Raw genomic sequence first — 26,094 nt, 5'->3', positions numbered from 1 at the left:
GAGGGACTTCCGCGAGGCGGAAGATCACCCCGCCGGCGCTTGTTTTCGGCAAACCGAAACTATAGGTTTTCGGTATGCCGAAGTCCTCCACCTTCCCGTGGCCTGCGGCGGTGGGACTGGGACTGAGCTCCCTGCTCCTGACCGGATGCGCGTCCTCCGTCTCCTCCGCCTCGGATGACGAGCGTCCGGTCGTGCTGACGACGTTCACGGTGCTTGCGGACATCGCCCAGAACGTCGCCGGCGACCACCTCGTGGTCGAATCCATCACCAAGGCGGGCGCGGAGATCCACGGCTACGAGCCGACGCCGGGAGACATCCGCAGGGCCGCGGGCGCCGACCTCATGCTCGACAACGGCCTGGACCTCGAGCTGTGGTTCTCCCAGTTCGTGGAGACGGTGGATGTCCCGCACGTGGTCGTCTCCGATGGTGTCGAGCCGATCGACATCGCCGCTGACGCCTACACCGGAAAGCCCAACCCGCACGCCTGGATGAGCCCGGCGAACGTGCAGATCTACGTGGACAACATGGTGGATGCCTTCAGCGAGCTCGACCCGGAGCACGCGGACGACTTCGCCGCCAACGGCACCGCCTACCAGCAGGAGCTGCAGGCGATCCAGGACGAACTGGTCGCGGAGCTGGAGACGCTCCCGGACAACGAACGCGCGCTCGTCACCTGCGAAGGTGCGTTCTCCTACCTCGCCCGCGATGCCGGCCTCACCGAGGTGTACATCTGGCCGGTCAACGCCGAGCAGCAGGCGACGCCGCAGCAGATCGCCGCGGTGATCGAATACGTGGACGAGAACCGCGTACCCGCCGTGTTCTGCGAGTCCACCGTGTCCGACAAGCCCATTCAGCAGGTGGTGGATGCGACGGATGCCGACTTCGGCGGCGTGCTCTACGTCGACTCGCTCTCCGAGGCGGACGGTCCCGTCCCCACCTACCTCGACCTCATCCGGTACGACACCGACACGATCATCGCCGCGCTGACCGGACGACGATGACCGCGGCGATCGATGTGCAGGGCGTCACGGTCCGCTACGGCGACGTGACGGCACTCGAGCAGGTCTCGCTGCGCGTCGAGCCGGGGCGGGTGACGGGCCTCATCGGGATGAACGGATCGGGGAAGTCCACGCTGTTCAAGACCGTCATCGGGATGCTGCGCCCGCAGGAGGGCCGCGTGCTGGTGGAAGGCCGCACGCCGACCGCTGCCCGGAAGGGTGGCGCGGTGGGCTACGTCCCGCAGAGTGAGGACGTGGACTGGGCGTTCCCGGTATCGGTCTGGGATGTCGTGATGATGGGCCGGTACGGCGGGCTGGGACCCACCCGTCGCCCGCGCGCAGCGGATCGGGCGGCGGTCGCGGAGGCACTCGAGCGCGTCGAGCTCACCGACTTCGCGGACCGGCAGATCGGACAGCTCTCCGGCGGCCAGCGCAAACGCGCCTTCGTCGCCCGCGGGATCGCTCAGGACGCGCGCGTGCTCCTGCTCGACGAGCCGTTCGCCGGCGTCGATCTGCGCTCCGAGGCGACGATCTCCCGGCTGCTGCGCGAACTCGCCGACGACGGTCGCGCCGTCCTCGTCTCCACCCACGATCTGCATGCGCTGCCGCAGCTCGCCGACGAGGCGATCCTGCTCCTGCGCCGCGTGGTGTTCCAGGGCGCCGTGGCGGAGGCGCTCGATCCCGCGAACCTCGCGCGGGCGTTCGGTCTCGACGTGCTCGGCAGAGAGGAGTCCGCATGAGCATCCTCGATCTCCTCCTCGAGCCGTTGCAGTACGAGTTCATGCAGCGCGCCCTCGCCGCCACGGTGATCGCCGCCGTGGTCTGCGCCCTCCTCTCCTGCTGGCTGGTGCTGATCGGCTGGTCGCTGATGGGGGACGCCGTCTCGCATGCGGTCCTGCCTGGCGTGGTCATCGCCTACGCCCTGGGGGCGCCGTTCGCGATCGGCGCCCTCGTCTTCGGGGTGCTCGCCGTGGCGCTCATCGGCCTCGTCACGGGGACGAGCCGGGTGAAGGAGGATGCCGCGATCGGCATCGTCTTCACGACGCTCTTCGCCCTCGGCCTCGTGCTCATCTCGGTGACCCCCAGCCAGACCGACCTGAACCACATCATCTTCGGCAACATCCTCGGGGTCTCCCCCGCAGACCTGCTGCAGATGGGCATCCTCGCCGCGGTGGCCTTCGCCGTGCTGCTCGTGAAGCGGCGGGACCTGACGCTGTACGCGTTCGATCCCACGCACGCCTTCGCGATGGGTCTGTCGCCGCGGATGCTGAGTGCGCTGCTCCTCGGCGTCCTCGCACTCACCGCGGTGGTCGCCCTGCAGGTGGTGGGGGTGGTGCTCGTGGTCGCGATGCTCATCATCCCCGGCGCCACGGCGTACCTGCTGACGGATCGATTCGGACGGATGCTGATCATCGCGCCCGTGATCTCCGCCACGTGCTCCGTCCTCGGGATCTACCTCAGCTACTGGGTGGATGCCTCATCGGGCGGCCTCGTGGTGCTCGTCCAGGGCGTGGTCTTCGCTCTCGTCTACCTGTTCAGCCCCCGCCAAGGGGTGATCGGCAAGCGCCTGCGCCGCCGGTCGAGGGAGGGAGTCTAGCCTCCCGATACCGCGCCGGTCGAGCACCTGCGCGGAAGGGATCCACTGAACGATTCTGGGGACTCCCCCCGTCGATCAGAGGAGACGACATGTACTTCCACGTCCAGCAGCTCATCAACGAAATCGAGCAGGACGAGCCGGATCCGGCAGCCGCGAACGCGCTCCAGGAGGGCCTGGGCGGACAGTTCGGCGAGATGCGGACGATGATGCAGTACCTCTTCCAGAGCATCAACTTCCGCGGCCCCTCCGCCAAGCCCTACAAGGACCTCATCCAGGGCATCGGCACCGAGGAGATCAGCCACGTCGAGCTCATCGGGACGACCATCGCCCGCCTCCTCGACGGCTCGCCGCGCTACAACGGCAAGCCGACGGACCCGGTCGACAAGCCGGGCTCCGGTGGCGCCACTCCGCTGGAGATCGCGACCCACGAGAGCAACATCCACCACTATCTCGTCGGCGCCCAGGGCGCACTCCCCGTGGACGCGGCCGGGAACCCGTGGCTGGGCAGCTACGTCTACAACTCCGGGAACCTCGTCCTCGACCTGCTCTACAACCTGATGCTCGAGTCCACGGGGCGCCTGCAGAAATGCCGCCTGTACGAGATGACGGACAACAAGACGGCGCGCAGCACGATCTCCTATCTCATCGTCCGAGACCAGGCGCACGAGAACGCCTACGCCAAGGCTCTGGAGACGCTCGGGGTCAACTGGCGCACGGCGCTGCCGATCCCGAAGACCAACGCGGAGAAGTTCCCCGAGGTCGCTCGGCTGGTCGAGATGGGGCTGCAGAGCAAGCAGTACTCGTTCGATCTCACCAACCTCTCCGAGGCCGGCAAGATCTTCCAGGGCATGTCCCCCTCGAACGACGGCACGCAGCTCGACGCGAGCCAGCAGGCGCCGGAGGGCGTGCCGATGACGATCGCACCGGAGCGGTTCGAGGAGTTCGCGCCGGGCGCGGACCCCGAGCTGCGTGCGCTGATCGAGGCGACGGCTGAGATGGAGATGGCGGACATCGAGGCCACCTTCGGCCGGATGTAGCGCTCCCCCGCTGCGGGTCACCGAGGGCCGCGACCCTGGGTGACCCGCAGCGCTGTCAGGTGCGGCCCGAGCCCGTACTGCCGTCGTCCGCGGTCTGCGGCCCGTCGTTGTCCACCGCGGTCTGCGGAGCGTCCTTGGCCGGCCCCACCCCGAACGGGACGCCCGCTTCCGGGTGGTTCATGTCGAAGGCGGGGCGCTCGCTCCGGATGCGCGGGATCGAGGTGAAGTTGTGCCGCGGCGGCGGGCAGGACGTCGCCCACTCGAGCGACGCCCCGTAACCCCACGGGTCGTTCACCGTGATCTTCGGGGCCTTCCGGGCAGTGATCCAGACGTTCAGCAGGAACGGGATCATCGACGCCGCCAGGATCATCGACCCGAAGGTGGACACCTGGTTCTGCCACGTCCATCCGTCCTCGGCCGAGTACGTGGCATAGCGACGCGGCATACCGTCCGCACCCAGCCAGTGCTGGATGAGGAACGTCATGTGGAAGCCGATGAACAGCAGCCAGAAATGGATGTAGCCGAGGCGCTCGTTCAGCATCCGTCCCGTCCACTTCGGCCACCAGAAGTAGAACCCGGCGAACATCGCGAACACCACCGTGCCGAACACGACGTAGTGGAAGTGCGCGACCACGAAGTACGAGTCGGTCACGTGGAAGTCCAGCGGAGGCGACGCGAGGATGACGCCGGTCAGACCACCGAAGACGAACGAGACCAGGAACCCGAGCGCGAACACCATCGGGGGCTCGAAGGTCACGGACCCTCGCCAGAGCGTGCCGATCCAGTTGAAGATCTTCACCCCTGTCGGCACCGCGATCAGCATCGTCATCAGGGCGAAGAACGGCAGGAGCACCGCGCCGGTCGCGTACATGTGATGCGCCCAGACCGCCACCGAGAGGACGGCGATCGCGATCGTCGCATAGACCAGGGTCTTGTACCCGAAGATCGGCTTGCGGCTGAACACCGGGAAGATCTCCGAGACGATACCGAAGAACGGCAGCGCGATGATGTACACCTCGGGGTGACCGAAGAACCAGAACAGGTGCTGCCAGAGCAGCACGCCACCGTTCTGCGGGTCGTAGATGTGCGCACCCAGTACCCGGTCCGCGGCCGCAGCGAACAGGGCCGCTGCCAGCACCGGGAACGCGAGCAGGATCAGGATGCCGGTCACGAGGGTGTTCCAGGTGAAGATCGGCATCCGCCACATCGTCATGCCGGGAGCGCGCATCGTGATGATCGTGGTGATGAAGTTCACCGCACCGAGGATCGTCCCGAAACCGCTCATCCCGAGGCCCAGCATCCAGAAGTTGCCGCCCACGCTCGGGGTGAAGGTGAAGCTCGCCAGGGGCTGGTACGCGGTCCAGCCGAAGCCCGCAGCCCCTTCCGGCGTCAGGTATCCCGCTACCGCGATGAGGGAACCGAACAGGAAGAGCCAGAAGGACAGCGCGTTCAGGCGCGGGAACGCGACGTCCGGCGCCCCGATCTGCAGAGGCATGATGGCGTTCGCGAACCCTGCGAACAGCGGCGTCGCGAACATCAGCAGCATGATCGTGCCGTGCATCGTGAACAGCTGGTTGTACTGCTCCTTCGTCGGGACGATCTGCATCCCCGGCTCGAACAGCTCCGACCGGATGATGAGGGCGAGGACGCCGCCGAAGAGGAAGAACACCAACGCGGCGATGATGTACATGTACCCGATCGTCTTGTGATCGGTGGACGTCAGCCAGCGGACGAGCAGGTTGCCCTTCTGCTCGACGCGCGTCGAGCTCAGCAGCGCCGCCTGCCGTGGCGGCATGGTGCGGGTCATCTCCGACGTGCCTCCCGAGCCGGCGTCCGGTGCGGTCATTTCGTCCCCTCTCGCAGACCCGAGCCCGTCGACCCGTGGCCTCGTGCGGCACCGTAATGAGCGGGGATGCCGCACCGATACGGGCTTGCTCCGCGGCGCCGGAGGAGGTATGCGGTCCGCGTGCGGACCGAGGGACGAGCACGGGGGCATCGCGAGCTCCTCGGAAGTCAACCCCCATCCCCGCGAGCCGATCGTTTCCGACAATCTCCTCGCGGTCTCAGCGTCGCGATGCAGGAGGGAGGCCCGTGTGTCGAACGATCGCCGCTCTCGCGCGGCCGAGCAGCACACCCAGTTGATCGGCGTCGGCCCCGGGGCCTGGTGCGTGTGCGACGCCAGCGTGCCGGAGAACGACGCCCGTAGGCTGATCGCCTACCTCGAACGCGTCGACGGTCACGTCGAGGTGGTGTGGGTGCACGAGAGGCGCCCCCCGGCCCGGTTCGAGAGTCTGACCTTCGCCTTCGACGCCGTGCGTGACGTGCTCACCGGGATGCGATCGTGAGTACTCCCTCGAGCGGGCAGGAGGACTCCGCCTTGAGGCAGCCCGCCGGTGACAACGGAGTCACTGGCGGGTCTCCCAGCGATCCGCCTGCGGCGCCGGTGCCTCCTCGGGTTGCGTCTCGGGCGGGTGCATGAGTCGGGACGCCAGGCGCCCCAGCTCCTCCACCACGGCAGCATTGTCGGGCCCGTCGATCTCAGAATTGGTGGTCCGGGTGAGCAGGGGCGTGCTGGGCGTGAGCAGGAAGGTCACATCGACCAGGCTGCCGTGTTCGTCGAGAGCACGAAGCGTGACGACATCGCTCCGACCGGCGTCGGCGAGCGCACGGGCATACTCCATGAGCGCATCCGCTGCGTCATCCCCCATCAGATGGGGCTTCTCTGCGTAGACGATGTGTTTCACGCGGACACCCTCTCGGCTGTGCTGCCCCGGACACAGACCCTTGACATCCGGCGGTCCGATGGGCGACCTTCGAGGAGGACGCGGATGTTTCGCACGCGCCCGAACGTAACGGGACCGTTTGGGTCAGCGGGCGCACTCCGGGAACTCCGGCAGCTTGATCCGGAGCGGACGAGCGAGGAGGCCCGGTGGGCAAGTTCCTTTTCGAACAGCAGCTCAGAGTGGATTTCGACGACCGTCTGCTCGCGCACCTGGAACGCGTGATCACCGCCAAACTGCGCCGCGGTGAATCCTTCACCTTCACGTGGAAGGACGACGCGAGCATCGGCGACGGCAGGACGACGATCTGGCTGCATCCGCGCTCGGTCATCATCTTCAAATTCCACGGAAGTCGGCGGCCGCTGCTCAACAAGGCGTGGCTGGAGGCGCTGAGCTACACCGCGAACGGACCCAACGGGCTGTACGTCGTCCCGGAGCCTCCCCCGCAGACCTCAGGAACGGAGACCCTCTCGTGAAGCGCATCGACCTCGTCTACGGGGGGCGCGACTACTCCGTCAGCGGACGTGAGCTCGCCGATCTGCAACAGGAGATCGAGTCCGCGCTGACCTCGTCCGGCGGTGGCTGGCTGCGGGTCAACGTGGGTGAGGGTGCGCCCCGAACGACCTATCTGCTGGTCTCCCCCGGCGTCCCCCTCAGCCTGATCCCGATCGACTCCGGCGCAGCCTGAGCCGGTGAACGCGCCGGCCGGGACGGACGATCAGGACGAGACGATGGCATCCACGATCTTCTCATCCCCCTTGTTGACCGCCTTGACCACGGCGTCGTAGTCGCCCTTGTCGAGGGCTTTCGCCACGTTCCTGGTTGCTCCCGCGAAGGCCTTGTCGACGCGGTCGAGGTAGACGTCGTCGACGACCGCGACGATGGCGGACGACCCGGCGGGAAGCCATTCCTCGGCGTCGACGCCGATGCCCCGCTCCTCGGATCGCTTCTCGATCTCGGCGAGGCCGGCACCCAGACCCGCGCCGAGAGCCGTCGTCAGACCGGCGACGATGACGCCCGAGGCCAGGAGAGGCGCCGCGAAGAGCCCGACGACCAGGCCCGCGACCGCACCGATGCCCGTGCCATACGCGACGATCCTCCCCCCGTGCTCGTGCACGGTGACCTTTCCGTCCGGATCGCGCGAGAGCACGATCGCCGCGACGACCCGCAGGTCGTCCTCCGCCTTCATGGCCGTGAAATCGGTCTGCGCGGACTCCTGGTCGTCGTACGAGGCGACGAGCAGGGAGTAGTCGGGATCAGTCATCGGTGGGCACCTTTCTGTTGCTGCCACCCTTTGCCACCGGTCGGAGGTCCACTAGGGCTGGAGGTCCCCTGCCCCTCGCCCGACTCGCACCCGGCGATCCGGCACGCGGCATACGCAGGCGCACCCTGAGACAATGGACCCGGCCCGCGGACGCTCCCGGGGCGGCGCAGCTCCTCGGGATCCTCTCCCGGCCGCAGCGCGCGGACCGAAGGAAGGCACCTGTGAACATCACCCTGCTCAAGCGGTTCGTCGTCGCCGCCGAGGAGTTGCACTTCCCGCGTGCGGCCGATGCCCTCGGCATCCCCCTCGCGTCGCTCTACTCCGCGATCGAGAAGCTGGAGGCTCAGGTCGGCCACCCGCTCTTCGCCCGCGAGGGCGGCAAGACGCGCCTGACACCCGCCGGGACGCTGCTGCTCGACGAGGCGAGGGAGCAGATCGCCGCAGCCCCGGCACCCCCTGCCAAGCCGGTCGTGCCGGCCGGGGGCAAGGCCAAGGCATCCAAGGGAAAAGGACGCACTCCGGTGGTGAAGGGCCAGCCGAAGCCGTACAAGAAGCGCCAGGGCAGATAGCGGCGGCAGCCCGCCCGGGAGGCCGCTCAGCCGCCTTCCGGCGGCAGGAAGGCGTCGAACTCGACCTCGACCAGTTGCCCGGGATAGGCGAGCACCGTGACCCCGACGAGCGTGGCGGCGACGTCGACGCCCGCCAGCAGGCGCGCGAACGCCGTCCATGCCGCGAACAGCTCACCCCGGTCCGCGGTCGCGACGGAGATGCGCGCCCGGATGACGTCGGAGAGCTCCCCGCCGGCCTCGGCCAGAGCCGCCGAGGCGAGCTCCACCACTCGTTCCAGCTGCCCGGTCACATCCCCCGGATGCAGCAGCGCACCCTCCGCGTCGATCGGCGACAGGCCCGCGAGCACCACCATCCGGCCGGCCTCCGGCAGCACCACGCCGTGGATGTAGGGCGTGTCCCCGAGGGCCGGGGTACGGAACGGGCGGACGGATGCGGTCATCGGTGGCCTCTCGGTCGGGTGGCTACCTCTCCGGGATACCACCCTGACAGCTCGGGCAGTACTGCGCTTCCGTACCGCCGAAGGCGATGTCCGCGATCGTTCCACCACAGTCCGGGCATGCCTCGCCACCGCGTCCGTGTACAGCCATCGCGGCTGTCTTCGCCGCCTTCATGTCCGCCAGCGGAACGCTGCGGCGCGCGGTGACCGCCTGGCGGATGACCCCGGTGGTGGCCGCGTAGAGACGGTCCAGGGTCCGGTCGTCCAGCGCCGACGCATGGACGGTCGGCGCGATGCGTGCGGCGTGGAGGATCTCGTCCGAGTAGGCGTTGCCGATGCCGGCCAGCGATTCCTGCTCCTGCAGGATCGCTTTGACCTGCTTGCGACGGCCCCGGACCGCGCGCGCGAAGTCCCCACGCGTGAAGCTGGCGTCGGCGGGATCCGGGCCGAGCTTGGCGACGCCCGGGACGTCCGACACAGCCGGCACGACCCACACCCCCAGCGACCGGAACGACCCGCTGTCCACGAGGTCGAAACCGGCTCCGTCCTCCATCGCGAGCCGCGCCACCACCTCCGGCCCGTCGGGCTCCGTCGGCAGGAGATCATGCCAGAGCACCCATCCGTGCCGTCCCAGACTGCACACCACATGGCTGTGGCCGGCGTCGATGTCGATGTACTTGCCGAACCGGAGCACCCCGTTCACCCTCGCCCCCGCGGGGTCCGCCGCGGTGACCGCCTTCCGGACCCGACGGTCGCGCACATCGAACGATCGGATGCGCCCGCCCAGCATCCGTTCCGCGAGGAAATCGACGACGGCCTGCACCTCGGGCGACTCCGGCATGCGTGCATCCTGGCACGGGACACGGCGCAGCGATACGGTCCCGGGGGCACGGGACCGCGGTACGGCCGCCCCCCGCTTCAGGAAAGGGAGAGGAACATCTTCTCGAGCTCGGCCAGCGATGGCCCCTCTGCGGTGTCGCCGGGCTCGACGAGGCAGTCCCGCATCGCGGACGCGATGATCTGGAACCCGGCCTTGTCGAGCGCCGAGCTGACCGCTGACAGCTGTGTGACCACGGAACGGCAGTCGCCCCCCGCTTCGACGGCGGTGATCACACCCGCCAGCTGGCCCTGTGCCCTCTTGAGTCGGTTGAGGATCTTCCGCTGGGTCTCCTCGTCTGTGCCCGCCACGTCTCTCCCTGGATGTCGGCTGATCGCTTCAGCATACCCCCTAGGGTATCCTGAACATACCCCACCGGGTATCGACCAAGGAGAATCACGATGTGCCGATCGGCGACATGCAAGACCTGCGGGAAGACGACCTGGGCGGGCTGCGGCCAGCACGTCGAGTCGGTGCGCCGCACCGTTCCCGCTGCGCAGTGGTGCGGGGGGCATCCGCAGGCGGCGAAGCAGGCCGGATTCTTCTCGCGACTGTTCCAGCGATGAGCGCCGTGGACCCGCGCAAGGTCGTCATCGTCGGCGGAGTCGCGGGCGGCATGTCCGCCGCCACGCGCCTGCGGCGCCTCGACGAGTCCGCTCGGATCGTCGTCTTCGAACGCGGCCCGGAGGTCTCGTACGCGAACTGCGGACTGCCCTACTTCGTCGGCGGTGAGATCACGGACCGCTCCGCGCTGCTCCTGCAGACTCCCGCGTCCCTGCACCGACGCTTCCGCCTCGACGTGCACGTGCGCCACGAGGTCGTGCGCATCGACACGGTCGCCAAGACGCTCGAGGTCGCCGACCTCGACAGCGGCGCGCGCCGCACCGAGTCCTACGACACGCTGGTCCTCGCCCCGGGGGCGCGACCCCGGCGCAACGAGCCGGATTCGCCCATCCGGACGCTGAGCCTGCGCACCGTCGCGGATGCCGATGAGATCCACGCCGCGCTAGGCCGGACCGGGATCCCGGTCGTCGTGATCGGTGGCGGGTACACCGGCCTGGAGGCCGTGGAGAACCTGGTCGCCCGCGGCGCGCGGGTCACCCTCGTGCAACGCGGTCCGCACCTGTTGTCCCCCCTCGATGCGGAGATGGCCGGTCCGGTCGCGGCGGCCGTCCGTGCGCACGGGGTGGACGTGCGCCTGAACTGCCGGGTCGACCGGATCGAGGAGGGAGAGGTCGTCCTCACCGACGGAACGGGGATCCGGAGCGAGCTCATCGTCGACGCGTCCGGCGTCGTTCCCGAGACCGCCCTGGCCGCGGATGCGGGGCTGCGCATCGGCGAGACCGGCGGGATCTGGGTGGACGAGACGTGTCGCACGAGCGACCCCGATGTGTTCGCCGTCGGGGACGGTGCGGAGAAGTCGGACCTCGTCGGCGGCGACGCGGCCCTCGTCACGATGGCCGGGCTGGCGAACCGCCACGGCCGGATGGTCGCCGATCTGATCGCCGGCAGGCGCGCGTCCGCCCGTCCGGCGCTCGGCACCGGCATCGTGAAGGTCTTCGACATCGTGGCCGCGAAGGTCGGCTGGAGCGAGAAGCAGCTCCGGAGCGCCGGCCGGGACCACTACGTGGTGCATGTGCATCCCGGCTCGCACGCCGGCTACTATCCGGGAGCCGAGACCCTGTCCATGAAGCTGCTCGCCGAGCCGGGTTCCGATCGGATCCTCGGCGCCCAGATCGTCGGCCGCGACGGCGTCGACAAACGGATCGACGTGATCGCGACGGCGATGCACGCGGGGCTCCCCGCCGCGGAGCTCGCGCAGCTCGAGCTCGCCTACGCGCCGCAGTTCGGCTCCGCGAAGGATGCGGTGAACATCCTCGGCTACGTCGCGGAGAACACGCGCACGGGCACGACACCCTCGGTGCAGTGGCACGAACTGGATGACGCTCTCGCCGCCGGCGCGACGCTCGTCGATGTGCGCAGCCCGGAGGAGTTCGCCGCCGGCGCCATCCCGGGATCCGTCAACGTGCCACTGGACGAACTGCGCGAGCGCTCCGGCGAGCTTCCCGACGGAGCGATCGTCGTGCACTGCCAGGTGGGCCTGCGCGGACACATCGCCACGCGCCTGCTCACCCAGCGCGGATTCGACGTGCGGAACCTCGACGGCGGCTACCGCACCTGGATCGCCGGTACCGCGGCCGCCGCTTAGGCCGGTGCGCAGGGGTGGTCGGATTCCGCCGTCAGGGCCTACCCTTGCCGCATGGCGACGCTCGACGACGTGGTCCGGATCGCCGAGTCCCTTCCGGACGTGACGATGAAGCCCGCGTGGGGGAACCGGATGTGGCGCGTGCACGGCAGGGGGTTCGTCTGGGAGCGCCCGCTGAACCGCACCGATCGCGCCGCGCTCGGTGATACGGCCCCGGAGGGCGAGATCGCGGCGGTGCGCGTCGACCACGAGCTCACCAAGATCGCGCTCGTGGAGTCCGAGCCGGACCGGTTCTTCACCATCCCGCACTTCGACGGGTACGACGCGGTCCTGATCCGCCTCGACGCGATCGACGTCCCGCAGCTGCGCGAGCTCATCGTGGATGCGTGGCTCGACCGGGCGCCCACCCGGCTGGCGGAGGCATACCGGGGCGAGCACCCGGCCCCGGGCGATCAGCCCGCCTGAACGCGTGCCGGGGTGTCGCCTACAGCTCCGTGACGAGGCCCGCGTCGACGTGCCAATCGCGGTCGGTCCGGACCGTCGCCAGCATCCGCCGATCGTGCGTCACCAGCAGGAGCGTCCCGTCGTAGGTCTCGAGGGCCTGCTCGAGCTGCTCGATCGCGGGAAGATCGAGGTGGTTGGTGGGCTCGTCGAGCACGAGCAGGTTGACGCCTCGCGCCTGCAGGAGGGCGAGGCCGGCGCGCGTGCGCTCGCCAGGAGAGAGCTCGTCGACCGGACGGTTCACGTGGTCGGCTTTCAGACCGAACTTCGCCAGCAGGGTCCGGACCTCGCCGGAGGCCATGTCGGGCACGAGCGCCTCGAACGCGTCGGCCAGCGGTCCGGACCCGGTCAGCAGCGAACGGGCCTGATCGACCTCGCCGACCTGGACGCTGGCACCGAGACTCGCCGTGCCCTCATCAGGATCCTGCCGGCCGAGCAGTCCCCGGAGGAGGGTGGATTTGCCCGCGCCGTTCGGTCCGGTGATGCCGATCCGCTCCCCGGCGTTCACCTGCAGCGACACCGGCCCGAGAGTGAACGACCCCTGCCGGAACACGGCGCCGCTGAGGGTCGAGACGACGGAGCTCGAGCGCGGCGCTTGACCGATCGTGAACTGGAGCTGCCACTCCTTGCGCGGCTCGTCGACCTCCTCGAGCCGCGCGATGCGGCTCTCCATCTGACGCACCTTCTGCGCCTGCTTCTCGCTCGACTCGGTCGACGCCTTGCGCCGGATCTTGTCGTTGTCGGGCGACTTCTTCATCGCGTTGCGCACGCCCTGGCTGGACCACTCGCGTTGCGTGCGGGCGCGCCCGACCAGGTCGGCCTTCTTGTCGGCGAACTCGTCGTACTTCTCGCGCGCCTGCCGGCGCAGCGTGGCCCGCTCCTCGAGATACGCGTCGTAGCCGCCCCCGAACACACGGTTGGCACCCTGAACCAGATCGAGTTCCAGCACGCGGGTCACGCAGCGGGCGAGGAACTCACGATCGTGGCTGACGAGCACCACTCCCCCGCGGAGCCCACGGACGAACGTCTCCAGCCGCTCGAGGCCGTCGAGGTCCAGGTCGTTGGTCGGTTCGTCGAGGAGCACGATGTCGAAGCGCGAGAGCAGGAGGGCGGCGAGGCCGACCCGGGCGGCCTGCCCGCCGGAGAGGCCGGACATGAGGGCCTCCTCCGGCGGCGTCCCGCCGAGGTCGAGACCGAGGTCCGCCAGCACCACCGGCAGCCGCTCGTCGAGGTCGGCCGCACCGCTGGCGAGCCAGCGGTCGAGCGCCGTGGAGTACACGTCCGCGGGATCCGTCCCCGGTGCTGCCAGGGACGGATCGCCGAGCGCTGTGGCGGCCGCGTCCATCTCGGCGGTCGCCTGGGCGCACCCGGTGCGGCGCGCGATGTACCCCGCGACGCTCTCCCCTTCCCGGCGCTCGTGCTCCTGGGGCAGCCAGCCGACGAACGCGTCCGACGGAGCGAGCGTGACGGACCCGCTCTGCGGTTCGTCGACCCCCGCGAGCAGGCGGAGCAGCGTGGACTTGCCCGCCCCGTTCGCGCCGACGACCCCGACGACGTCGCCCGGCGCGACCGTCAGATCCAGCGAGTCGAAGAGCGTGCGGTGGCCGTACCCGCCGGCGAGTCCCTGGGCGACGAGTGTTGCGGTCATCCGTCCATCCTCCCACCGACCGGAACCGGATCCTGCCGCGCACCCGGCGCCGGCCACGCCCCCCGGTGCGGAGACGCTCGGTACGCACGGCATCTTCCCAAGCCCGGTCCGGCGGTGCTTGAATGACCGGGTTCAGCGGAGGGCTGCGAAGCGGCGGCCCTGCGGCACGACCGGCTCTCGTCCCCCAGGCCGACCGTCTCGAGCGCGAGAGCCGCCACAGAGACAAGGATCCCCCACCGTGCTCAACCTCCCACGATCAGCGACCGGCACCGCGCTCATCAGCGCCGCCGCGCTGGCCCTGGTCGCGACATCCGTCGCACCGGCCGTCGCCGATGACCATCTGAACCTCCCCGGAGAGCCCACGATCACCCTGCCGATCAACGACAGCGAGGCCGGCGGCACCTATGACCAGGACTTCGTCCAGGCATACGGGGGCACCACGCCCGACGGAACGCCCGTCTACATCTACGTTCCGGCGGGCACACCGCTCGACGGCCGCGCGCCGACCGGGGTCTCGAGCCTCGACCCGGCGTTCGACCCCACGCCGGGGGACGAGTTCGTCCCCTGCGCCGACGCCGGCGCGGACGACTACACGATCACACAGGCGCAGATCGATTACATGGGCGACCAGCTCTCGAACCAGATCGTGGCGGTGGACGAGGAGCACTTCGGCCTCATGGACGCCGCGGACCCGGAAGAGCCCGCGAGCGACTCCCTCGTCATGGTCGTCTACAACGTCCAGGACGCGAACTACTACGACTGTGCGGAGACGAGCTACACCGCCGGGTACTTCGCCCCGGACTACGTCGATTCGGCCGGCATGAACGTGATCGTCATCGACGCGATGGACTGGGCGAACCGGGTGGGGCCCGCGGACTCCGAATGGAACGACGACGACCCGGAGAACGACCAGCCGACCCTCTACGAAGGCGTGATCGCGCACGAGCTGGAGCACCTGCTGCACAACTACAGCGACCCGGGCGAGCTGTCCTGGGTGGACGAGGGTCTCGCCGACTTCGCCGTGTTCCTCAACGGCTACGACATCGGCGGTTCGCACCTGACCTACCACCAGGTCTACTACGCGGACACCTCGCTGACCCGCTGGGCGGGCGGCCTGCAGAACTACGGTGCCGCGTACACGTACTTCCAGTACCTCTGGGAGCAGGCGGGCGGGAACGGCGACGGAACCTTCACCCCCGACCTGCAGTACGACGGCGCGGGCGGCGACCTGCTGATCAAGCTGATCTTCGAGAACGAAGCGGACGGCATGGACGGCGTGCAGGCCGCGATCGACGCGTTCAACGGGCAGACGGGTGCCGGGCTCCGGTCGGCGCAGGAGCTCTTCCAGGACTGGGCCGTGGCCGTGTACCTCGACGACGAGGACTCCGACCGCTTCGACATCAAGGCGGCCGACTTCGGGGATCCGGCGTTCACGAGCTGGACGATCGACATCGCCGACGACCTGTTCTGGAGCGGGCGCGGCTCGAACCAGGGCGCGCAGCCGCCGGCGAAGTGGGAGAAGAGGACGAACGGGCAGAGCTCCGTGGCGGTCCCCTTCGGCATCCAGGTGGAACGGTTCCGCAACCCCGGTCCGACCGTGACGGTCGACCTCGACGGCGAGGACGCCACCCAGGTGGTGCCCCACAGCGGCGACACGCAGTGGTACGCGGGCTACGAGAGCCAGGCGGACAACGTGCTCGACGTGGACGTGTCGGGGACGGCGAGCTCCCTCGACTTCTGGACGTGGCACTTCATCGAGGAGGGCTGGGACTACGGGTTCGTGGAGGCTCTGGTCGACGGCGAGTGGGTCACCGTGCCGCTCGTCGACGACGCGGGCACGGTCGTCACGAGCGATGAGGACCCGCACGGGGCCAACCCCACCGGCAACGGATTGACCGGCACCTCGGGCGGCGAGTACTTCGTGGACGAGCCGGAGTACGTGCACTACACCGCGCAGCTTCCTGCGGGCGCCACGGACGTGCAGTTCCGGTACTCGACGGATGCCGCTTACCTCGACACCGGGTGGTTCGTGGATGACGTGACGGTGAACGGCGCCCCGGCCACGGTGTCGTCGGACGACGGCGAGTGGGTCGAGACGAACGGACTCCAGGACAACAACTGGACGTTGCAGATCGTGGCGACCTGCGACCTGACGCCCGGTGTCGATTCGCCGTTCGAGATCAGCGACGGCGCGGGCAACTACGTCTACCGCCTCGAGGGTGACGCGATCTCCCAGCCGGGGTTCAACACCAAGTGCGCGAACGGCAACCAGCGGGACTTCGCGACGCTGGTGTCGAACCTGCCCAGCGGTGACCTCGCGTTCCTCGACGCGGGATACGCGCTGGGGGTGAAGAACACCGGCAACGGCAAGAAGAAGTAGGTCCGTCCAGCCGAGCGGCGGTCCGCGCCAGGGGCGCGGGCCGCCGCTCGCGTCTCGGCCCCTCAGCGCGCCCGTACGGCTGCGGCGTCCAGTGCGGCTACCGCGGCTCGGCGGCCCTCGGCGATCAGCCGCGGCACGTCGGACATCATCCACTGCGCCATCCCGCCCATCTCCGGCTGGATGAGGATGACGGACGGGTCGGCGACGAGGTCGGCGGTCCGGGTGACGGTGCGCATCATCCGGACGTTCTCCCACTTCGCGTGCAGGCGCACGACGATAACGCGCTCGGCGCCGAGCTCGCGGGCCGCGGCGACCGGAACGTTGTCCACCATCCCTCCGTCCGCCAGCAGCCGTCCGTCCACCCGCACCGGCGGCAGGAGCCCGGGAACAGCGATCGAGGAACGCAGCGCGACGCTCAACGGTCCCCGGTCGAGCGTCACCCCCCGCCTCGTCCGGAGGTCCGTGGCGTAGGCGCCGAAGCGTCGCGGCAGGTCCTCGATCAACGGGTCCGTTCCGAGCGCACGGCCGACCGCGTCGGTCACGACACGCGTGTCCAGGAGTCCCCACCGCGGCGCCCAGGACCACCGCGCGATCGCGCTCCACCGGAAGCCGCGTACGGCGCGCTCGATCTCCGCCGCGCCGACCCCCGCGGCGTAGGCGGCGGCGATCAGCGCACCGGAACTCGTCCCCGTGGCGATCCCGGGATGGATGCCGCGTTCCTCGAGCACCTGCAGCACGCCCACGTGCGCGGCACCGAACGCACCGCCGCCGCCGAGCGTGAGACCGAGAGTCCGGTCGTCTCCGGTCGTATCGAACCCCGCACGGACATCGCTCATGCCGCTCCCCCCTGCTCGCCTACCCCGGAAGTGACGCTAGCAGGGGGCGTTGATGCGCCGGCTGGGCGCTTCCGCTGCGCGGGCTGGGAACCGCGCCGCGGCGGTCGGTGCGATGCGAGCTCAGAACTCCACCCAGACGATGTCGCCGAACTCCGACCGCAGCCGCTCACGGATCTCCACCAGCTCCGGCCACTCCCACATGAACGCGATCTTCGCCGCGACGCGACTTTCGCCGGGGTCGGACGGACGGGGCTCCGCGACGAAGGCGGTGAACACCTCGGCGAAGTCCTCGCCCACGTTCGTCGCGGCGTACTCACTGACGAAGTCCTCCTCGTGGTCGGCGTAGAAAGCGGCCGTGACCGCATCGTCCGCCTCCTGATAGGCCGGCGCCTCCTCTCCGTAGGAGGCCCAGAAGCGCGCATGGAAGGCGGCCAGGTACCCCCCGTCCTCGGCGCACGGGGCCGACGCCGGCCGGGCGAGGCAATCGCCCGACTCATCCGTCTGCCCCGGCCCCATCGACAACAGATGGGCGTACTCGTGGATGAGCGTCAGCAGCAGCAGCTCCTCGTCCTCGGCAGCCGACAGGTTGACCGCCAGATTCCACAGCTCCGGATCCTCCTCGCTCTCCACCACCCAGGCGAGCAGGTCGGAGTCCGGGTCGTCACCGACCTTGTACCAGAGGATCCGCTCGGCGGCGTAGGCGGGGGTGACGACGCGGCGGAAGAGATCCCACACCTCCGCGTCGAGACCGGCCGCCGCGGGCACCAGCTCACCGGCCGTGTCCACCTCGTACACGGTGAGTTCACCGAGATCCTCGTCCTGCTCGATGCGGGGCACGTCCGGGCTCGACGGATCCTGCTCCAGGAGCGCGCAACCGGACAGGGCGATCACCAGGGCGATGACACCGGCGAGCGCGGAGGCGATGCGGGACGGGACGGTTCGGGACATCTGTGCACACTATCCGTGCGCGGACGCAGCGTCCGCGGTCATCCTCCGGCCGCGAAGGCGCGGCGCAGATACTTCGGCGCTTGCACACGCCATCCCTCGGTGACGAGCTCGGCGAGATGATCCTGGTCGATCGCGGCCATCCGGAAGGCGACCTTCGGCTCCCCCCAGCTGGTCGTCGTGCGCAAGAACACCTCCGGCTGCATCTCGACGAGTGCCAGGGCGTCGACGCGATCGGCCACCTTCACACCCACGACGAGTTCGGCCGCGATGATCGCCCGCGTGTCGGCCGGGATGCTCGGCCACGGATGGCACTCCCACGCGTACAGCTTGTTGCGCACGAACCACGCCGCTCCGCCCGTCGTCTCCCGCTCCTCGCTGCCGGGGAGTCCAGCGGCGATGCGGCGGACGTCGTCGAGAACGGGCATGGCGCCAGCCTAGGCCGCGCACGCGACACGGTCCGGTGGGGATCCCCGGAGCGGGGTCGGAGGCTCAGTCCCAGCCCAGGTAGTCCTCGATCGCTCCGGCCGTCTCGACGGGGTCGGTCATCACGAACAGATGCCCGTGCCCTTCGATGCGGCTCGAGCTCACCCGCTCCGGTGCCAGGTCCCGCAGGGCGTCGCCGTTGGCGGGCGGCATCACCTGGTCGTCCGATCCCTGGATGATGAGCACCGGGAGGCCTGCGGGCAGTGGCGCCCACGCCTGCTCCGGCGTCGCGGCCAGAGCCGCGCGCTGCATCGGCATCACGGCACGGTCGCGGGTGCCGGAGAACAGCCGCCACGCCAGTTCGAGGTCGTCCGCGTCCCCGGCCAGCACGCGCATCGCCTCGAGTCCGTCGGCGTCGTCCGTATCCGAGAACGCGGTACGCAGTGCCTGCGTCGCGTCCTCGCTCATCGGTCCGGCCGCCGCGACGCCGAGGAGCAGGACTCCGCTCACCCGCCCCGCGTGGTCGTGCGCCACGGTGCGTGCGACGGCACCGCCGAAGCCATGCCCGCCGACCCAGGATTCGGCGGGCAGGCCGATCCGGTCCATCACCTCGACGACGTCCTGCGCCAGATCGTGCATCGTGACCGGCGCCTCGTCACCGGACGGGCGGCGGTTGCCGATGCGGACCACCCGGAACCCCTCCTCGACCAGGACGCTGGCCAGCATCCCCAGGGAGGCGATGTTCAAGCCCTCCGCGGGCAGGAGCACCACGGTGAACCCCTCCCCCTGATCGAGGTACGGGATGGCGCGGCGGTCGGGTTCAAAGATCTCGAGCTTCGTCACCGAACCAGCGTATAAGCCCGCTGCCGTCCGCATTCTCAGCGGAACACCGGCTGAGGTCCGCCGCCCGGGCCCGCAGGACCGCGCGAACTCCGCGCACCGCAGCCACGGCATCCCCCGCGCGTCAGCGCGTCAGCACCGCCATCGACGCAGCGCCCTCAGCGCGTCAGCGACGGTGCCGGATGCCGACGAGGAAGTATGCCGCGGGGCCGATCCAGTTCACGAGGATCGCCGGGATCCACGCCGGCTTCGGGCCGCGCACGTCGTCCTCGTCGCGCCAGGCGAGGTCCCAGAAGGCGAGGAACGCGAACGCGACCTGCACGATGCCGAGGATGCCCAGCCCTACCTTCGCGGGAGCCGAGAGGTGCGTCACGGTCTTGGCGGCCTCAGCGGCCTTCGCGACACCGGCGATCTTGGTCACGGTCTTGGCGCCCTCGACGAGGCGGTCACTGGTCTTGGTCATCTCGGTCCTCCGGTTGTACTAGAGCCATGAAGTGGGTCCCACGCTAGTGCGCCGTCCGGTCCGCCCGAAGGGGTTGCCGCAAGGAGCTGCGGTCCGGTTCAGACCCCCGGCCGGATCGACAGGTCGGTGATCTGGGCGTCGCGGGGCAGGTCCAGCACGGTCACGATGCTGGTGGCGACCGAATCCGCGTCGATGAACGCGGCGGCGTCGTACTCCTTGCCCTCCTGCTGATGGACACGCGCCTGCATCGGGGTGGCGGTCCGCCCCGGGTACACGGAGGACACCCGCACACCGTGGGGTGCCTCTTCTGCGCGCAGCGCGTCGGCGAGGGCCTTGAGTCCGTGCTTGGATGCCGCGTACGCCGCCCATTCCGGATTCGCACGGAGGCCTGCGCCGGAGTTCACGAAGACGATCTGTCCCTTCGACATCCGCACGAGCGGGAGGAGCAGCCGGGTCAGCTCGGCCGGCCCGACGAGGTTCACGCTGAGCTGCGATTCCCAGATCGCGGCCGGCAGATCCGCCACCGGCCCGAGGTCGACGACGCCGGCGACGTGGATGAGCGAATCGATCCGTGCCGGAAGCTGCTGCTTCGACAGTGCCCACGACAGTCGTCCCGGCGTGGCGAGGTCGGCGACGACTGTCTGGGCGCCTGGGAAGGCGGCTTCCATCTCACGCGCTCGGCCGGGGTTCCGGGCGAGGAGGACCAGGTCGTCACCGCGGGCGTGCAGCCGCGCGGCGAGCGCGGCTCCGATACCGGAACCGGCGCCGGTGAGCAGATGGAGGGGCATTCCCCCATCGTCGCACGAGGGGGCGGCGTCTCACCGCGTCCCCTCCGGGCGGGTGCCGGCGCGCGTGCCGCATCCGAAGCGCGCGGGTCCGGACCTCACCGTCCCTCGGCCCCCGGCCACCCACACGGCACGCCCCTGGGACAGGTCGTCGACGCGGGCCATCAGCGAGGCGGCCCGGTCCTCGGGCAGCTGAACCGTGAGCTCCACGTCCCCGCCGTGGCGCACGTCCTCCAGCGTCGCAGCGTGCGCCTCGAACTCGCGCCGGAGCGCCCCCTCGACCGCGTACGGCACCCTGACCCGAAGGGTCCGCATCCGGATGAGGGGCACCCGCTCGGCACCCAGCAGCGCCTGGGCCACGCAGTCCGTATAGGCGCGGACGAGCCCGCCGGCGCCGAGCTTCACGCCGCCGAAGTACCGGACCACGGTCGCCAGCACGCCCTCGAGCTCCTGGTGCCGAAGCACGTCCAGCATCGGACGGCCCGCCGTCCCGCTCGGTTCACCGTCGTCGTTCGCCGCGGAGTGTCCCCCGGCCATCAGTGCCCAGCAGACGTGCCGGGCCCCCGGATGCTCGGCGCGCAGTTCGGAGACCCTCGCGACGGCCTGCTCGCGCCCGGTGACCGGCTCCACGCATCCGAGGAAGCGGCTCTTCTTGATGACCTGTTCGCTGTGAACGGGTGCGGCGAGGGTGAAGGGCATGGATGCGGCGGCTCAGCGTGCGACCGGGCGTTCGGCGACCTGCGCCGCCCAGTGCCGGACCAGGTCGTGCACGGCATCCGGGGCGTCGATCTGGATGTTGTGGCCGGCGCGATCGAGCACCGCATAGGTGGCGCGGGGCAGGCGCTGTGCGAGCGCCCACTGATCCTGGTACCCGACGACGGCGTCCTGTCGGCCGGTGACGATGAGCACCGGCCGCTCCAGAGAGGCGAGCCGATCATCGGGCAGGGCGGGCAGGGCGTAGTCCTTCGCCAGGTGAGCCATCGCCCGGATGTCGGCGGCGCGCAGGCCGGGGAGCACCGAGCGGCGGAATCGTTCCCAGTTCTCCGGGGACTGCACCACCGCCAGTTCCGCGTAGGCGGCGGCGTCCTCCGTCGTCAGATCGGAGATGAGCGCGGCGTTTTCGACGAGCACGACGGACGGCGGCAGCGTCCGGTTCTGCTGCACCGGATCGACGACCGGAGCGAGAAGGGCGATGCCGAGGCACTGATGGGGACGTCGCGCGGCGAGCTCGCGCGCCAGGAGACCCCCGAGCGACGAGCCCACGACGGCGAAGGGCGTGGAGCCGAGGAGCTCACCGGTCATCCGGTCGAGCCAGTCGGCCAGCTCAGGCAGCCCGCCCGGCGCGTCGAGCCGGGGCGTCCGGCCGAAGCCGGGCAGGTCGAGGTAGACGCGTTCCCAGTCGGCGCCGTCGAACGCGTCGTCCAGCTCGAGCATCGAGCGATGGTCGACGCCGTTGCCGTGGACGAAGAGCACCGGCGTGCCGGCGCCACGGCGCTCGAGGTGTGGGGTCGGGGTCACGGTGCTTCCTCGTCGGGATGGTGGGACGCGCGGGATTCCACCTCCCAGGCTACGCCGACACCATCCGCCCCGGCGGGCGGTCCTCAGCTCCGGCCGGCGCGGCGAAGCGTCGTGCCGGAGACCAGGAAGAGCGCACCGAGCCCCGCCGCGAGCGCGCTCACGCCGTACGCGAGCACCGAGGTCATCAGCGAGGTGCGGAGGGATGCGGCGGTCGAGAGGGCGGAGCTCTGCCCGCGCAGTCGGCGCTCCTCGTCACTGCCGGACTCCACACTGCGCAGCGCGTCGCTGATGTCGGCGAAGGTGCGCCCGCCCGCACCCCGCTCGGCGTTGCGCTTGATCACGAGCGCCTCGACGTAGGCGGTGGCCGGACCCTGGACCGGCTTGCCCGCGAGGGCCGGCGCGTTGCCCGGCACGGTGATCTTCTCCTCGCGCAGCTGCTTCGTGACGGTGAGCCAGGCCGCGGTGCCCCCGGCGAGGAGAAGCGTCCCGGCGGCGGTGGCGAGGCGTCCGACGCGGACGACTGCGGATGCGCTCGGCAGGGAGGTCATGTGGGGTCCTTTCGGGTACGGAACAGCTCGACAGCATCCTGCTACAGATGACGCCCGGTCCGTTCACCGTGTGACGGGCGCGGGTCGTGTTCCGCCACCCCGCGGACGGCGCTGCTCACGCCCCGCGCAGTACTTTCTCCATCGCCTTTCCCCGGGCGAGCTCGTCGACGAGCTTGTCGAGGTACCGGATCTTCTGCATGAGCGGATCTTCGATCTCCTCGACGCGCATGCCGCAGATAACGCCCGTGATGCGGTCCGCCGCGGGGTTCAGGGTGGCCGCTGCGAAGAAGTCCGCGAACGTCGTCTGCGCGTCCAGGTGCCGCTGCAGTTCAGCGCGGTCGAAGCCCGTGAGCCACGCGATCACCTCGTCGAGCTCCTCCTGCGTGCGACCCTTCTTGGCGAGCTTGGTCACATACAGCGGGTAGACCGATGCCACGGGCATCCCGAAGATCCGGTGCATGCGCCCAGGTTACGCCCCCGTCCCCCCGTCCCCCCGTCCCCCCGTCCCCCCGTCCCCCCGTCGTTTCGCCGACCCACCCCTGTAGGGCCGAGCCATCCCTCTGGTGGCCGCTGCGAAAGGGGTGGCTGGGCGGTAACGGGGTGGTTCGGCGAGTGGGAAGGGGGGCGGGGGGCAGCACGTGGGGTGGGGGACGAGCGGGATGGTGAACCCTCCCGAGAACAGCACCGCGCCCAGGCCGACGACGGCCAACCCCACGAGCATCGCGTACGAGACCGTCCGTACCCATCCCACTGATCGACCCGCCCGCGCGATGAGGAGCAGAACCACGGTCGGCACGATCAGACCCCCGACCAGCGCGCAGGAGCGACCCGAACGTCAGGAGCGGGGCGCGGATTCGCCAGCGCGCACAGCGTCGGAACGCCCTGAGCGCGCCACATGAGCAGCCAGCAGCGGTTCGACGAGCAACCTGGGAGCATGGCCGCCGTTCGTCACGGGCGTGGTGCTGGAAGGATGAATCCATGGCTCTCCCCGACCGCTACGAACTGATCTGCGGAGCACCCGATGTGGATGCGTACCTCAGGCTGCGCGCAGACGCAGGGCTCTCACCCAAGACCGCCGAGCAGGGTGCGGCCGCCATCACCGGAACCTGGTTCTTCTGCCATGTCCGTGAGCGCACCACGGGGAGGGTGGTGGCGATGGGACGCGTGATCGGCGACGGGGGCTGGTACTTCCACATCGCGGACATCGCGACCCATCCGGAACACCAGGGTGCAGGCCTGGGACGCATGGTGTTGGACGCGCTGATCGAACGCATCCGCGCGGTGGCTCCGCCGGATCCGTACATCACCCTCATCGCGGACCCGCCCGGACGGCGACTGTACGAGAAGACCGGCTTCGTCGACACCGACCCGTCGGTGGGCATGCGCCTGGCTACCTCCGCCTGACGCCCGGCGCGCCACCCGCCACATCCGCCGACCCACCCCTGTCGCGCCGCCCCACCCCTCTAGCCGCCCCCGCGAAAGGGGTGGCTCGGCGACAAAGGGGTGGTTCGGCGGGAAGGGAGAGCAGGGCTACACGGTGAAGCGGAACTCGACCGGGTTACGTTCCGAGCAACCTCTGCCAGCGATGCCCACCAGTTGTGTCCCGACGTCGTGAGGTCGCTGCCTGACAAACTAGGTTCCATGCCGGCAGACCTCAAACAATGGGAAGCCTCCGTCACGGACCTCTGGGCCAACTTCGACTCCCTCAGCCGCGACGAAGGGGTCAAGGCCATGCGGGAGTTGGCTGACGCGTGCCCGGCGCGCGACGGCCGGGGCGCATTCGAGCTCGCGAGCATGTACGACTCGATGGGATTCGAGGCTGAGGCAGGCGCGGAGTATGAGCGCGCGCTCGAACTCACCCTCGATGACGCTCGGCATGCTCAACTCGCGGTGCAGTACGGATCCACTCTGCGCAACCTCGGCCGACTCGATGAAGCCATCGCCGTCTTGAGCGCCGCCCCGACCCACGAATCGACAGGCTCGGCACCTCGTGTCGTGCTGGCTCTGGCGCTGCATAGCGCGGGCCGCAAAGATGAGGCGCTCCGGGTAGCCATCGAGGCCCAAATCGAGGCATTGCCTCGATATCAGCGCTCGATGCGCAACTACGCCGCAGCGCTAACCGAGCCAGCGACTCCAGACGACCCGATTACACGTTGAAGCGGAACTCCACGACATTCCGTCACCGATGAGCATCATGCGCCAGGCTCTTTGAACCACGACATGCTGCCGAGTCGACGGGCGGAGTTGCACCCGGCCCGGGTCGTGATCGGACGGGGCGTATGGTTCGGCGCCAACGTGACGGTGTTGCCGGGAGTGACGATCGGCGACGGCGCGTGGTGGGCGCGGGTTCCGTCGTCACGACGGACGTACCGGCGGATGCCGTTGTCCTCGGGGTGCCGGCAAAGCAAGTGGGCACGGTTCCCGAGGGCTGACTCTCGGACATCTGCAAGAGTTGCACACTGGACTCATGACACCGAGGTGGGGAGATCTACCGATGACCTCCGGGGCGACGACGAGGATCGCCGATCCTGAGCTAGCGGACTGGCTTGCCAGCATCCAAAGCCAGGAATACGCCGCACCGTCGATTTCGCGGGCCCGTGAGAAGAGATCCCGTCCTGCAGGACCCGAGATCTCCGTGGTTCGAGATGAGGTGCTGGCTGCAGAAAACGCCGTTCCTGTCCCTGTCCGCGTCTACCGGCACGACGCCGAAAAGACCCGCACCACCTGTGTCTACGTACACGGCGGCGCATTCGTGTTCGGTGACCTCGACTCCCACGACCGCGCGTGCCGACGACTCGCCGCCCTCGGGAGAATCGACGTCGTCGCTGTCGATTACCGACGCGCGCCCGAGCACCCCTTCCCCGCAGCCATCGACGACGTCCGCACCGTCCTCGCTGCCGTGCGTCACAGCATTGGTAGCGATCAACCCCTGGGCCTCGCCGGAGATTCTGCGGGAGCCCTCATAGCTTTCTCGGCAGCGGAGGCGCCGGACATCGCCGTCGATCGCCTTCTCATGGTCAACCCCAACGTGGACCTCACTCTGTCGATGCCCAGCGTTGAAAGCTGGGGCACAGGATGGGGCCTGGACGCCCGGGATCTCGAGTGGTTCGTGTCAAAGTGGGCACCGACGTCCGCAATACGTGGAAGCTCGACACTCGACCCACTACGGCGCGCACCCCTCGCGACCCCGATGACGACGATCATCACCAGCGAGTACGACCCACTCCGCGACGAAGGGCTCGCGCTGGCCGAGCATCTGCAACGTGCGGGAAGGCTCACGAGACATCATCATCTGGATGGCATGGTCCACGGCGTGATCAATCTGGATACCGTCTCCCCCACAGCCCGACGCTGGGGCGACTGCTTCCTGACCGAGTTCGCAGAGGAACTCATCAACTCCAGAGGTTGAATCGGTGCGCGGCTAGACGTTGAACCGGAA

General features: G+C 69.5%; 32 protein-coding genes and 1 pseudogene. 16 read left to right on the top strand and 17 right to left on the bottom strand.

Annotation, left to right across the window (positions count from 1 at the left end; all coding sequences use genetic code 11):
* The first annotated feature begins 74 nt into the window (after window positions 1–74).
* The 4 genes from F6J84_RS05480 to F6J84_RS05465 all read left to right on the top strand — a co-directional run bounded on the left by F6J84_RS05480 (window position 75) and on the right by F6J84_RS05465 (window position 3,632).
* Window positions 75–1,001, top strand: coding sequence for a metal ABC transporter substrate-binding protein (locus tag F6J84_RS05480; protein WP_150972029.1), 927 nt, complete (start codon window positions 75–77; stop codon window positions 999–1,001).
* The gene (locus F6J84_RS05475; RefSeq protein ID WP_150972027.1) at window positions 998–1,738 is read left to right on the top strand and encodes a metal ABC transporter ATP-binding protein; all 741 of its coding nucleotides are present in this window, start codon (window positions 998–1,000) and stop codon (window positions 1,736–1,738) included. The genes F6J84_RS05480 and F6J84_RS05475 overlap by 4 nt, the downstream gene beginning before the upstream one ends.
* Window positions 1,735–2,595, top strand: coding sequence for a metal ABC transporter permease (locus F6J84_RS05470; RefSeq protein WP_150972024.1), 861 nt, complete (start codon window positions 1,735–1,737; stop codon window positions 2,593–2,595). The genes F6J84_RS05475 and F6J84_RS05470 overlap by 4 nt, the downstream gene beginning before the upstream one ends.
* An 89-nt stretch (window positions 2,596–2,684) precedes the next feature.
* Window positions 2,685–3,632, top strand: coding sequence for a manganese catalase family protein (locus tag F6J84_RS05465; RefSeq protein WP_150972022.1), 948 nt, complete (start codon window positions 2,685–2,687; stop codon window positions 3,630–3,632).
* 55 nt (window positions 3,633–3,687) lie between these two features.
* On the opposite strand, the gene ctaD is transcribed toward F6J84_RS05465, so the two are convergent.
* Window positions 3,688–5,439: an aa3-type cytochrome oxidase subunit I gene (gene ctaD, locus F6J84_RS05460; RefSeq protein ID WP_150974701.1), complete on the bottom strand. Its 1,752-nt coding sequence runs from the start codon at window positions 5,437–5,439 to the stop codon at window positions 3,688–3,690.
* A gap of 286 nt (window positions 5,440–5,725) precedes the next feature.
* Between ctaD and F6J84_RS05455 the strand changes: the two genes are divergently transcribed.
* Window positions 5,726–5,977, top strand: a complete 252-nt coding sequence (locus F6J84_RS05455; RefSeq protein WP_150972020.1) for a hypothetical protein — start codon at window positions 5,726–5,728, stop codon at window positions 5,975–5,977.
* A 60-nt stretch (window positions 5,978–6,037) separates the two neighbouring features.
* Here F6J84_RS05455 and F6J84_RS05450 read toward each other — a convergent pair whose 3' ends face one another.
* Window positions 6,038–6,376 (bottom strand): hypothetical protein, encoded by a 339-nt coding sequence (locus F6J84_RS05450; protein ID WP_150972018.1) that lies wholly within the window; start codon window positions 6,374–6,376, stop codon window positions 6,038–6,040.
* A gap of 185 nt (window positions 6,377–6,561) precedes the next feature.
* On the opposite strand from F6J84_RS05450, the gene F6J84_RS05445 reads away from it, so the two are divergent.
* Window positions 6,562–6,888 (top strand): DUF7882 family protein, encoded by a 327-nt coding sequence (locus F6J84_RS05445; RefSeq protein ID WP_150972016.1) that lies wholly within the window; start codon window positions 6,562–6,564, stop codon window positions 6,886–6,888.
* Window positions 6,885–7,100, top strand: coding sequence for a hypothetical protein (locus F6J84_RS05440; RefSeq protein ID WP_150972014.1), 216 nt, complete (start codon window positions 6,885–6,887; stop codon window positions 7,098–7,100). The genes F6J84_RS05445 and F6J84_RS05440 overlap by 4 nt, the downstream gene beginning before the upstream one ends.
* A gap of 30 nt (window positions 7,101–7,130) precedes the next feature.
* On the opposite strand, the gene F6J84_RS05435 is transcribed toward F6J84_RS05440, so the two are convergent.
* Window positions 7,131–7,676 (bottom strand): DUF1269 domain-containing protein, encoded by a 546-nt coding sequence (locus F6J84_RS05435; RefSeq protein WP_150972012.1) that lies wholly within the window; start codon window positions 7,674–7,676, stop codon window positions 7,131–7,133.
* Window positions 7,677–7,897: 221 nt separating this feature from the next.
* Here F6J84_RS05435 and F6J84_RS05430 point away from each other — a divergent pair, with 221 nt between their 5' ends.
* A complete protein-coding gene (locus F6J84_RS05430; protein WP_150972010.1) occupies window positions 7,898–8,245 on the top strand; it encodes a LysR family transcriptional regulator in 348 nt (115 codons plus the stop codon).
* A gap of 26 nt (window positions 8,246–8,271) precedes the next feature.
* On the opposite strand, the gene F6J84_RS05425 is transcribed toward F6J84_RS05430, so the two are convergent.
* The 3 genes from F6J84_RS05425 to F6J84_RS05415 form a co-directional block, all read right to left on the bottom strand.
* Entirely contained in the window at window positions 8,272–8,685 is a 414-nt protein-coding gene (locus F6J84_RS05425) for a Rid family hydrolase (RefSeq protein ID WP_150972008.1), read from the bottom strand.
* Between the two features lie 22 nt (window positions 8,686–8,707).
* Window positions 8,708–9,523 carry a DNA-formamidopyrimidine glycosylase family protein gene (locus F6J84_RS05420; RefSeq protein ID WP_150972007.1) on the bottom strand — a complete coding sequence of 272 codons (816 nt, stop codon included), beginning with the start codon at window positions 9,521–9,523 and terminating at the stop codon, window positions 8,708–8,710.
* A gap of 77 nt (window positions 9,524–9,600) precedes the next feature.
* Complete coding sequence (locus F6J84_RS05415) at window positions 9,601–9,870, bottom strand: metal-sensitive transcriptional regulator (protein WP_150892097.1); 270 nt, start codon at window positions 9,868–9,870, stop codon at window positions 9,601–9,603.
* Window positions 9,871–9,960: 90 nt separating this feature from the next.
* On the opposite strand from F6J84_RS05415, the gene F6J84_RS15455 reads away from it, so the two are divergent.
* The 3 genes from F6J84_RS15455 to F6J84_RS05405 are packed head-to-tail and all read left to right on the top strand — an operon-like array spanning window position 9,961 to window position 12,230.
* Window positions 9,961–10,125, top strand: coding sequence for a hypothetical protein (locus tag F6J84_RS15455; protein ID WP_191905763.1), 165 nt, complete (start codon window positions 9,961–9,963; stop codon window positions 10,123–10,125).
* The gene (locus F6J84_RS05410; protein ID WP_150972005.1) at window positions 10,122–11,768 is read left to right on the top strand and encodes an FAD-dependent oxidoreductase; all 1,647 of its coding nucleotides are present in this window, start codon (window positions 10,122–10,124) and stop codon (window positions 11,766–11,768) included. The genes F6J84_RS15455 and F6J84_RS05410 overlap by 4 nt, the downstream gene beginning before the upstream one ends.
* 51 nt (window positions 11,769–11,819) lie before the next feature.
* On the top strand, window positions 11,820–12,230 hold the full coding sequence (locus F6J84_RS05405) for an MmcQ/YjbR family DNA-binding protein (protein ID WP_150972003.1): 411 nt from the start codon (window positions 11,820–11,822) through the stop codon (window positions 12,228–12,230).
* A gap of 19 nt (window positions 12,231–12,249) precedes the next feature.
* Here F6J84_RS05405 and F6J84_RS05400 read toward each other — a convergent pair whose 3' ends face one another.
* The gene (locus tag F6J84_RS05400; protein ID WP_150972001.1) at window positions 12,250–13,914 is read right to left on the bottom strand and encodes an ABC-F family ATP-binding cassette domain-containing protein; all 1,665 of its coding nucleotides are present in this window, start codon (window positions 13,912–13,914) and stop codon (window positions 12,250–12,252) included.
* A gap of 238 nt (window positions 13,915–14,152) precedes the next feature.
* Here F6J84_RS05400 and F6J84_RS05395 point away from each other — a divergent pair, with 238 nt between their 5' ends.
* On the top strand, window positions 14,153–16,294 hold the full coding sequence (locus tag F6J84_RS05395) for an immune inhibitor A domain-containing protein (protein WP_150971999.1): 2,142 nt from the start codon (window positions 14,153–14,155) through the stop codon (window positions 16,292–16,294).
* Window positions 16,295–16,356: 62 nt separating this feature from the next.
* On the opposite strand, the gene F6J84_RS05390 is transcribed toward F6J84_RS05395, so the two are convergent.
* From F6J84_RS05390 to F6J84_RS05345, 10 genes are all read right to left on the bottom strand, one after another.
* The gene (locus F6J84_RS05390) at window positions 16,357–17,130 is read right to left on the bottom strand and encodes a patatin-like phospholipase family protein (protein ID WP_150971997.1); all 774 of its coding nucleotides are present in this window, start codon (window positions 17,128–17,130) and stop codon (window positions 16,357–16,359) included.
* A 120-nt stretch (window positions 17,131–17,250) separates the two neighbouring features.
* Entirely contained in the window at window positions 17,251–18,078 is an 828-nt protein-coding gene (locus tag F6J84_RS05385) for an NADH:ubiquinone oxidoreductase subunit 4 (chain M) (RefSeq protein ID WP_150971995.1), read from the bottom strand.
* Between the two features lie 38 nt (window positions 18,079–18,116).
* Entirely contained in the window at window positions 18,117–18,503 is a 387-nt protein-coding gene (locus tag F6J84_RS05380) for an MmcQ/YjbR family DNA-binding protein (RefSeq protein WP_150971993.1), read from the bottom strand.
* A gap of 64 nt (window positions 18,504–18,567) precedes the next feature.
* Complete coding sequence (locus F6J84_RS05375) at window positions 18,568–19,344, bottom strand: alpha/beta fold hydrolase (RefSeq protein ID WP_150971991.1); 777 nt, start codon at window positions 19,342–19,344, stop codon at window positions 18,568–18,570.
* Window positions 19,345–19,507: 163 nt separating this feature from the next.
* Window positions 19,508–19,804 (bottom strand): PLDc N-terminal domain-containing protein, encoded by a 297-nt coding sequence (locus tag F6J84_RS05370; RefSeq protein ID WP_150971989.1) that lies wholly within the window; start codon window positions 19,802–19,804, stop codon window positions 19,508–19,510.
* A gap of 98 nt (window positions 19,805–19,902) precedes the next feature.
* Window positions 19,903–20,592, bottom strand: a complete 690-nt coding sequence (locus tag F6J84_RS05365) for an SDR family oxidoreductase (RefSeq protein WP_150971987.1) — start codon at window positions 20,590–20,592, stop codon at window positions 19,903–19,905.
* Between the two features lie 30 nt (window positions 20,593–20,622).
* The gene (locus tag F6J84_RS05360) at window positions 20,623–21,288 is read right to left on the bottom strand and encodes an IMPACT family protein (protein ID WP_150971985.1); all 666 of its coding nucleotides are present in this window, start codon (window positions 21,286–21,288) and stop codon (window positions 20,623–20,625) included.
* A gap of 12 nt (window positions 21,289–21,300) precedes the next feature.
* Window positions 21,301–22,107, bottom strand: coding sequence for an alpha/beta fold hydrolase (locus F6J84_RS05355; RefSeq protein ID WP_238702606.1), 807 nt, complete (start codon window positions 22,105–22,107; stop codon window positions 21,301–21,303).
* Window positions 22,108–22,190: 83 nt separating this feature from the next.
* Window positions 22,191–22,655 carry an aromatic ring-opening dioxygenase LigA gene (locus F6J84_RS05350; protein ID WP_150971983.1) on the bottom strand — a complete coding sequence of 155 codons (465 nt, stop codon included), beginning with the start codon at window positions 22,653–22,655 and terminating at the stop codon, window positions 22,191–22,193.
* 115 nt (window positions 22,656–22,770) lie between these two features.
* Window positions 22,771–23,115, bottom strand: a complete 345-nt coding sequence (locus F6J84_RS05345; protein WP_150971981.1) for a DUF2200 domain-containing protein — start codon at window positions 23,113–23,115, stop codon at window positions 22,771–22,773.
* Between the two features lie 518 nt (window positions 23,116–23,633).
* Between F6J84_RS05345 and F6J84_RS05340 the strand changes: the two genes are divergently transcribed.
* The 4 genes and pseudogenes from F6J84_RS05340 (at window position 23,634) to F6J84_RS05325 (ending at window position 26,064) form a co-directional block, all read left to right on the top strand.
* Window positions 23,634–24,059, top strand: a complete 426-nt coding sequence (locus F6J84_RS05340) for a GNAT family N-acetyltransferase (protein ID WP_150971979.1) — start codon at window positions 23,634–23,636, stop codon at window positions 24,057–24,059.
* 237 nt (window positions 24,060–24,296) lie between these two features.
* Window positions 24,297–24,812, top strand: a complete 516-nt coding sequence (locus tag F6J84_RS05335; RefSeq protein WP_150971977.1) for a tetratricopeptide repeat protein — start codon at window positions 24,297–24,299, stop codon at window positions 24,810–24,812.
* Window positions 24,813–24,917: 105 nt separating this feature from the next.
* Window positions 24,918–25,087, top strand: a pseudogene (locus F6J84_RS05330) (DapH/DapD/GlmU-related protein); the annotation flags it as partial.
* A gap of 62 nt (window positions 25,088–25,149) precedes the next feature.
* On the top strand, window positions 25,150–26,064 hold the full coding sequence (locus F6J84_RS05325; protein WP_191905762.1) for an alpha/beta hydrolase: 915 nt from the start codon (window positions 25,150–25,152) through the stop codon (window positions 26,062–26,064).
* Window positions 26,065–26,094: the final 30 nt, after the last annotated feature.

This window comes from Microbacterium caowuchunii (genome assembly GCF_008727755.1).
Taxonomy (GTDB): domain Bacteria; phylum Actinomycetota; class Actinomycetes; order Actinomycetales; family Microbacteriaceae; genus Microbacterium; species Microbacterium caowuchunii.
This window is presented reverse-complemented; position numbering and strand designations above follow the sequence as displayed.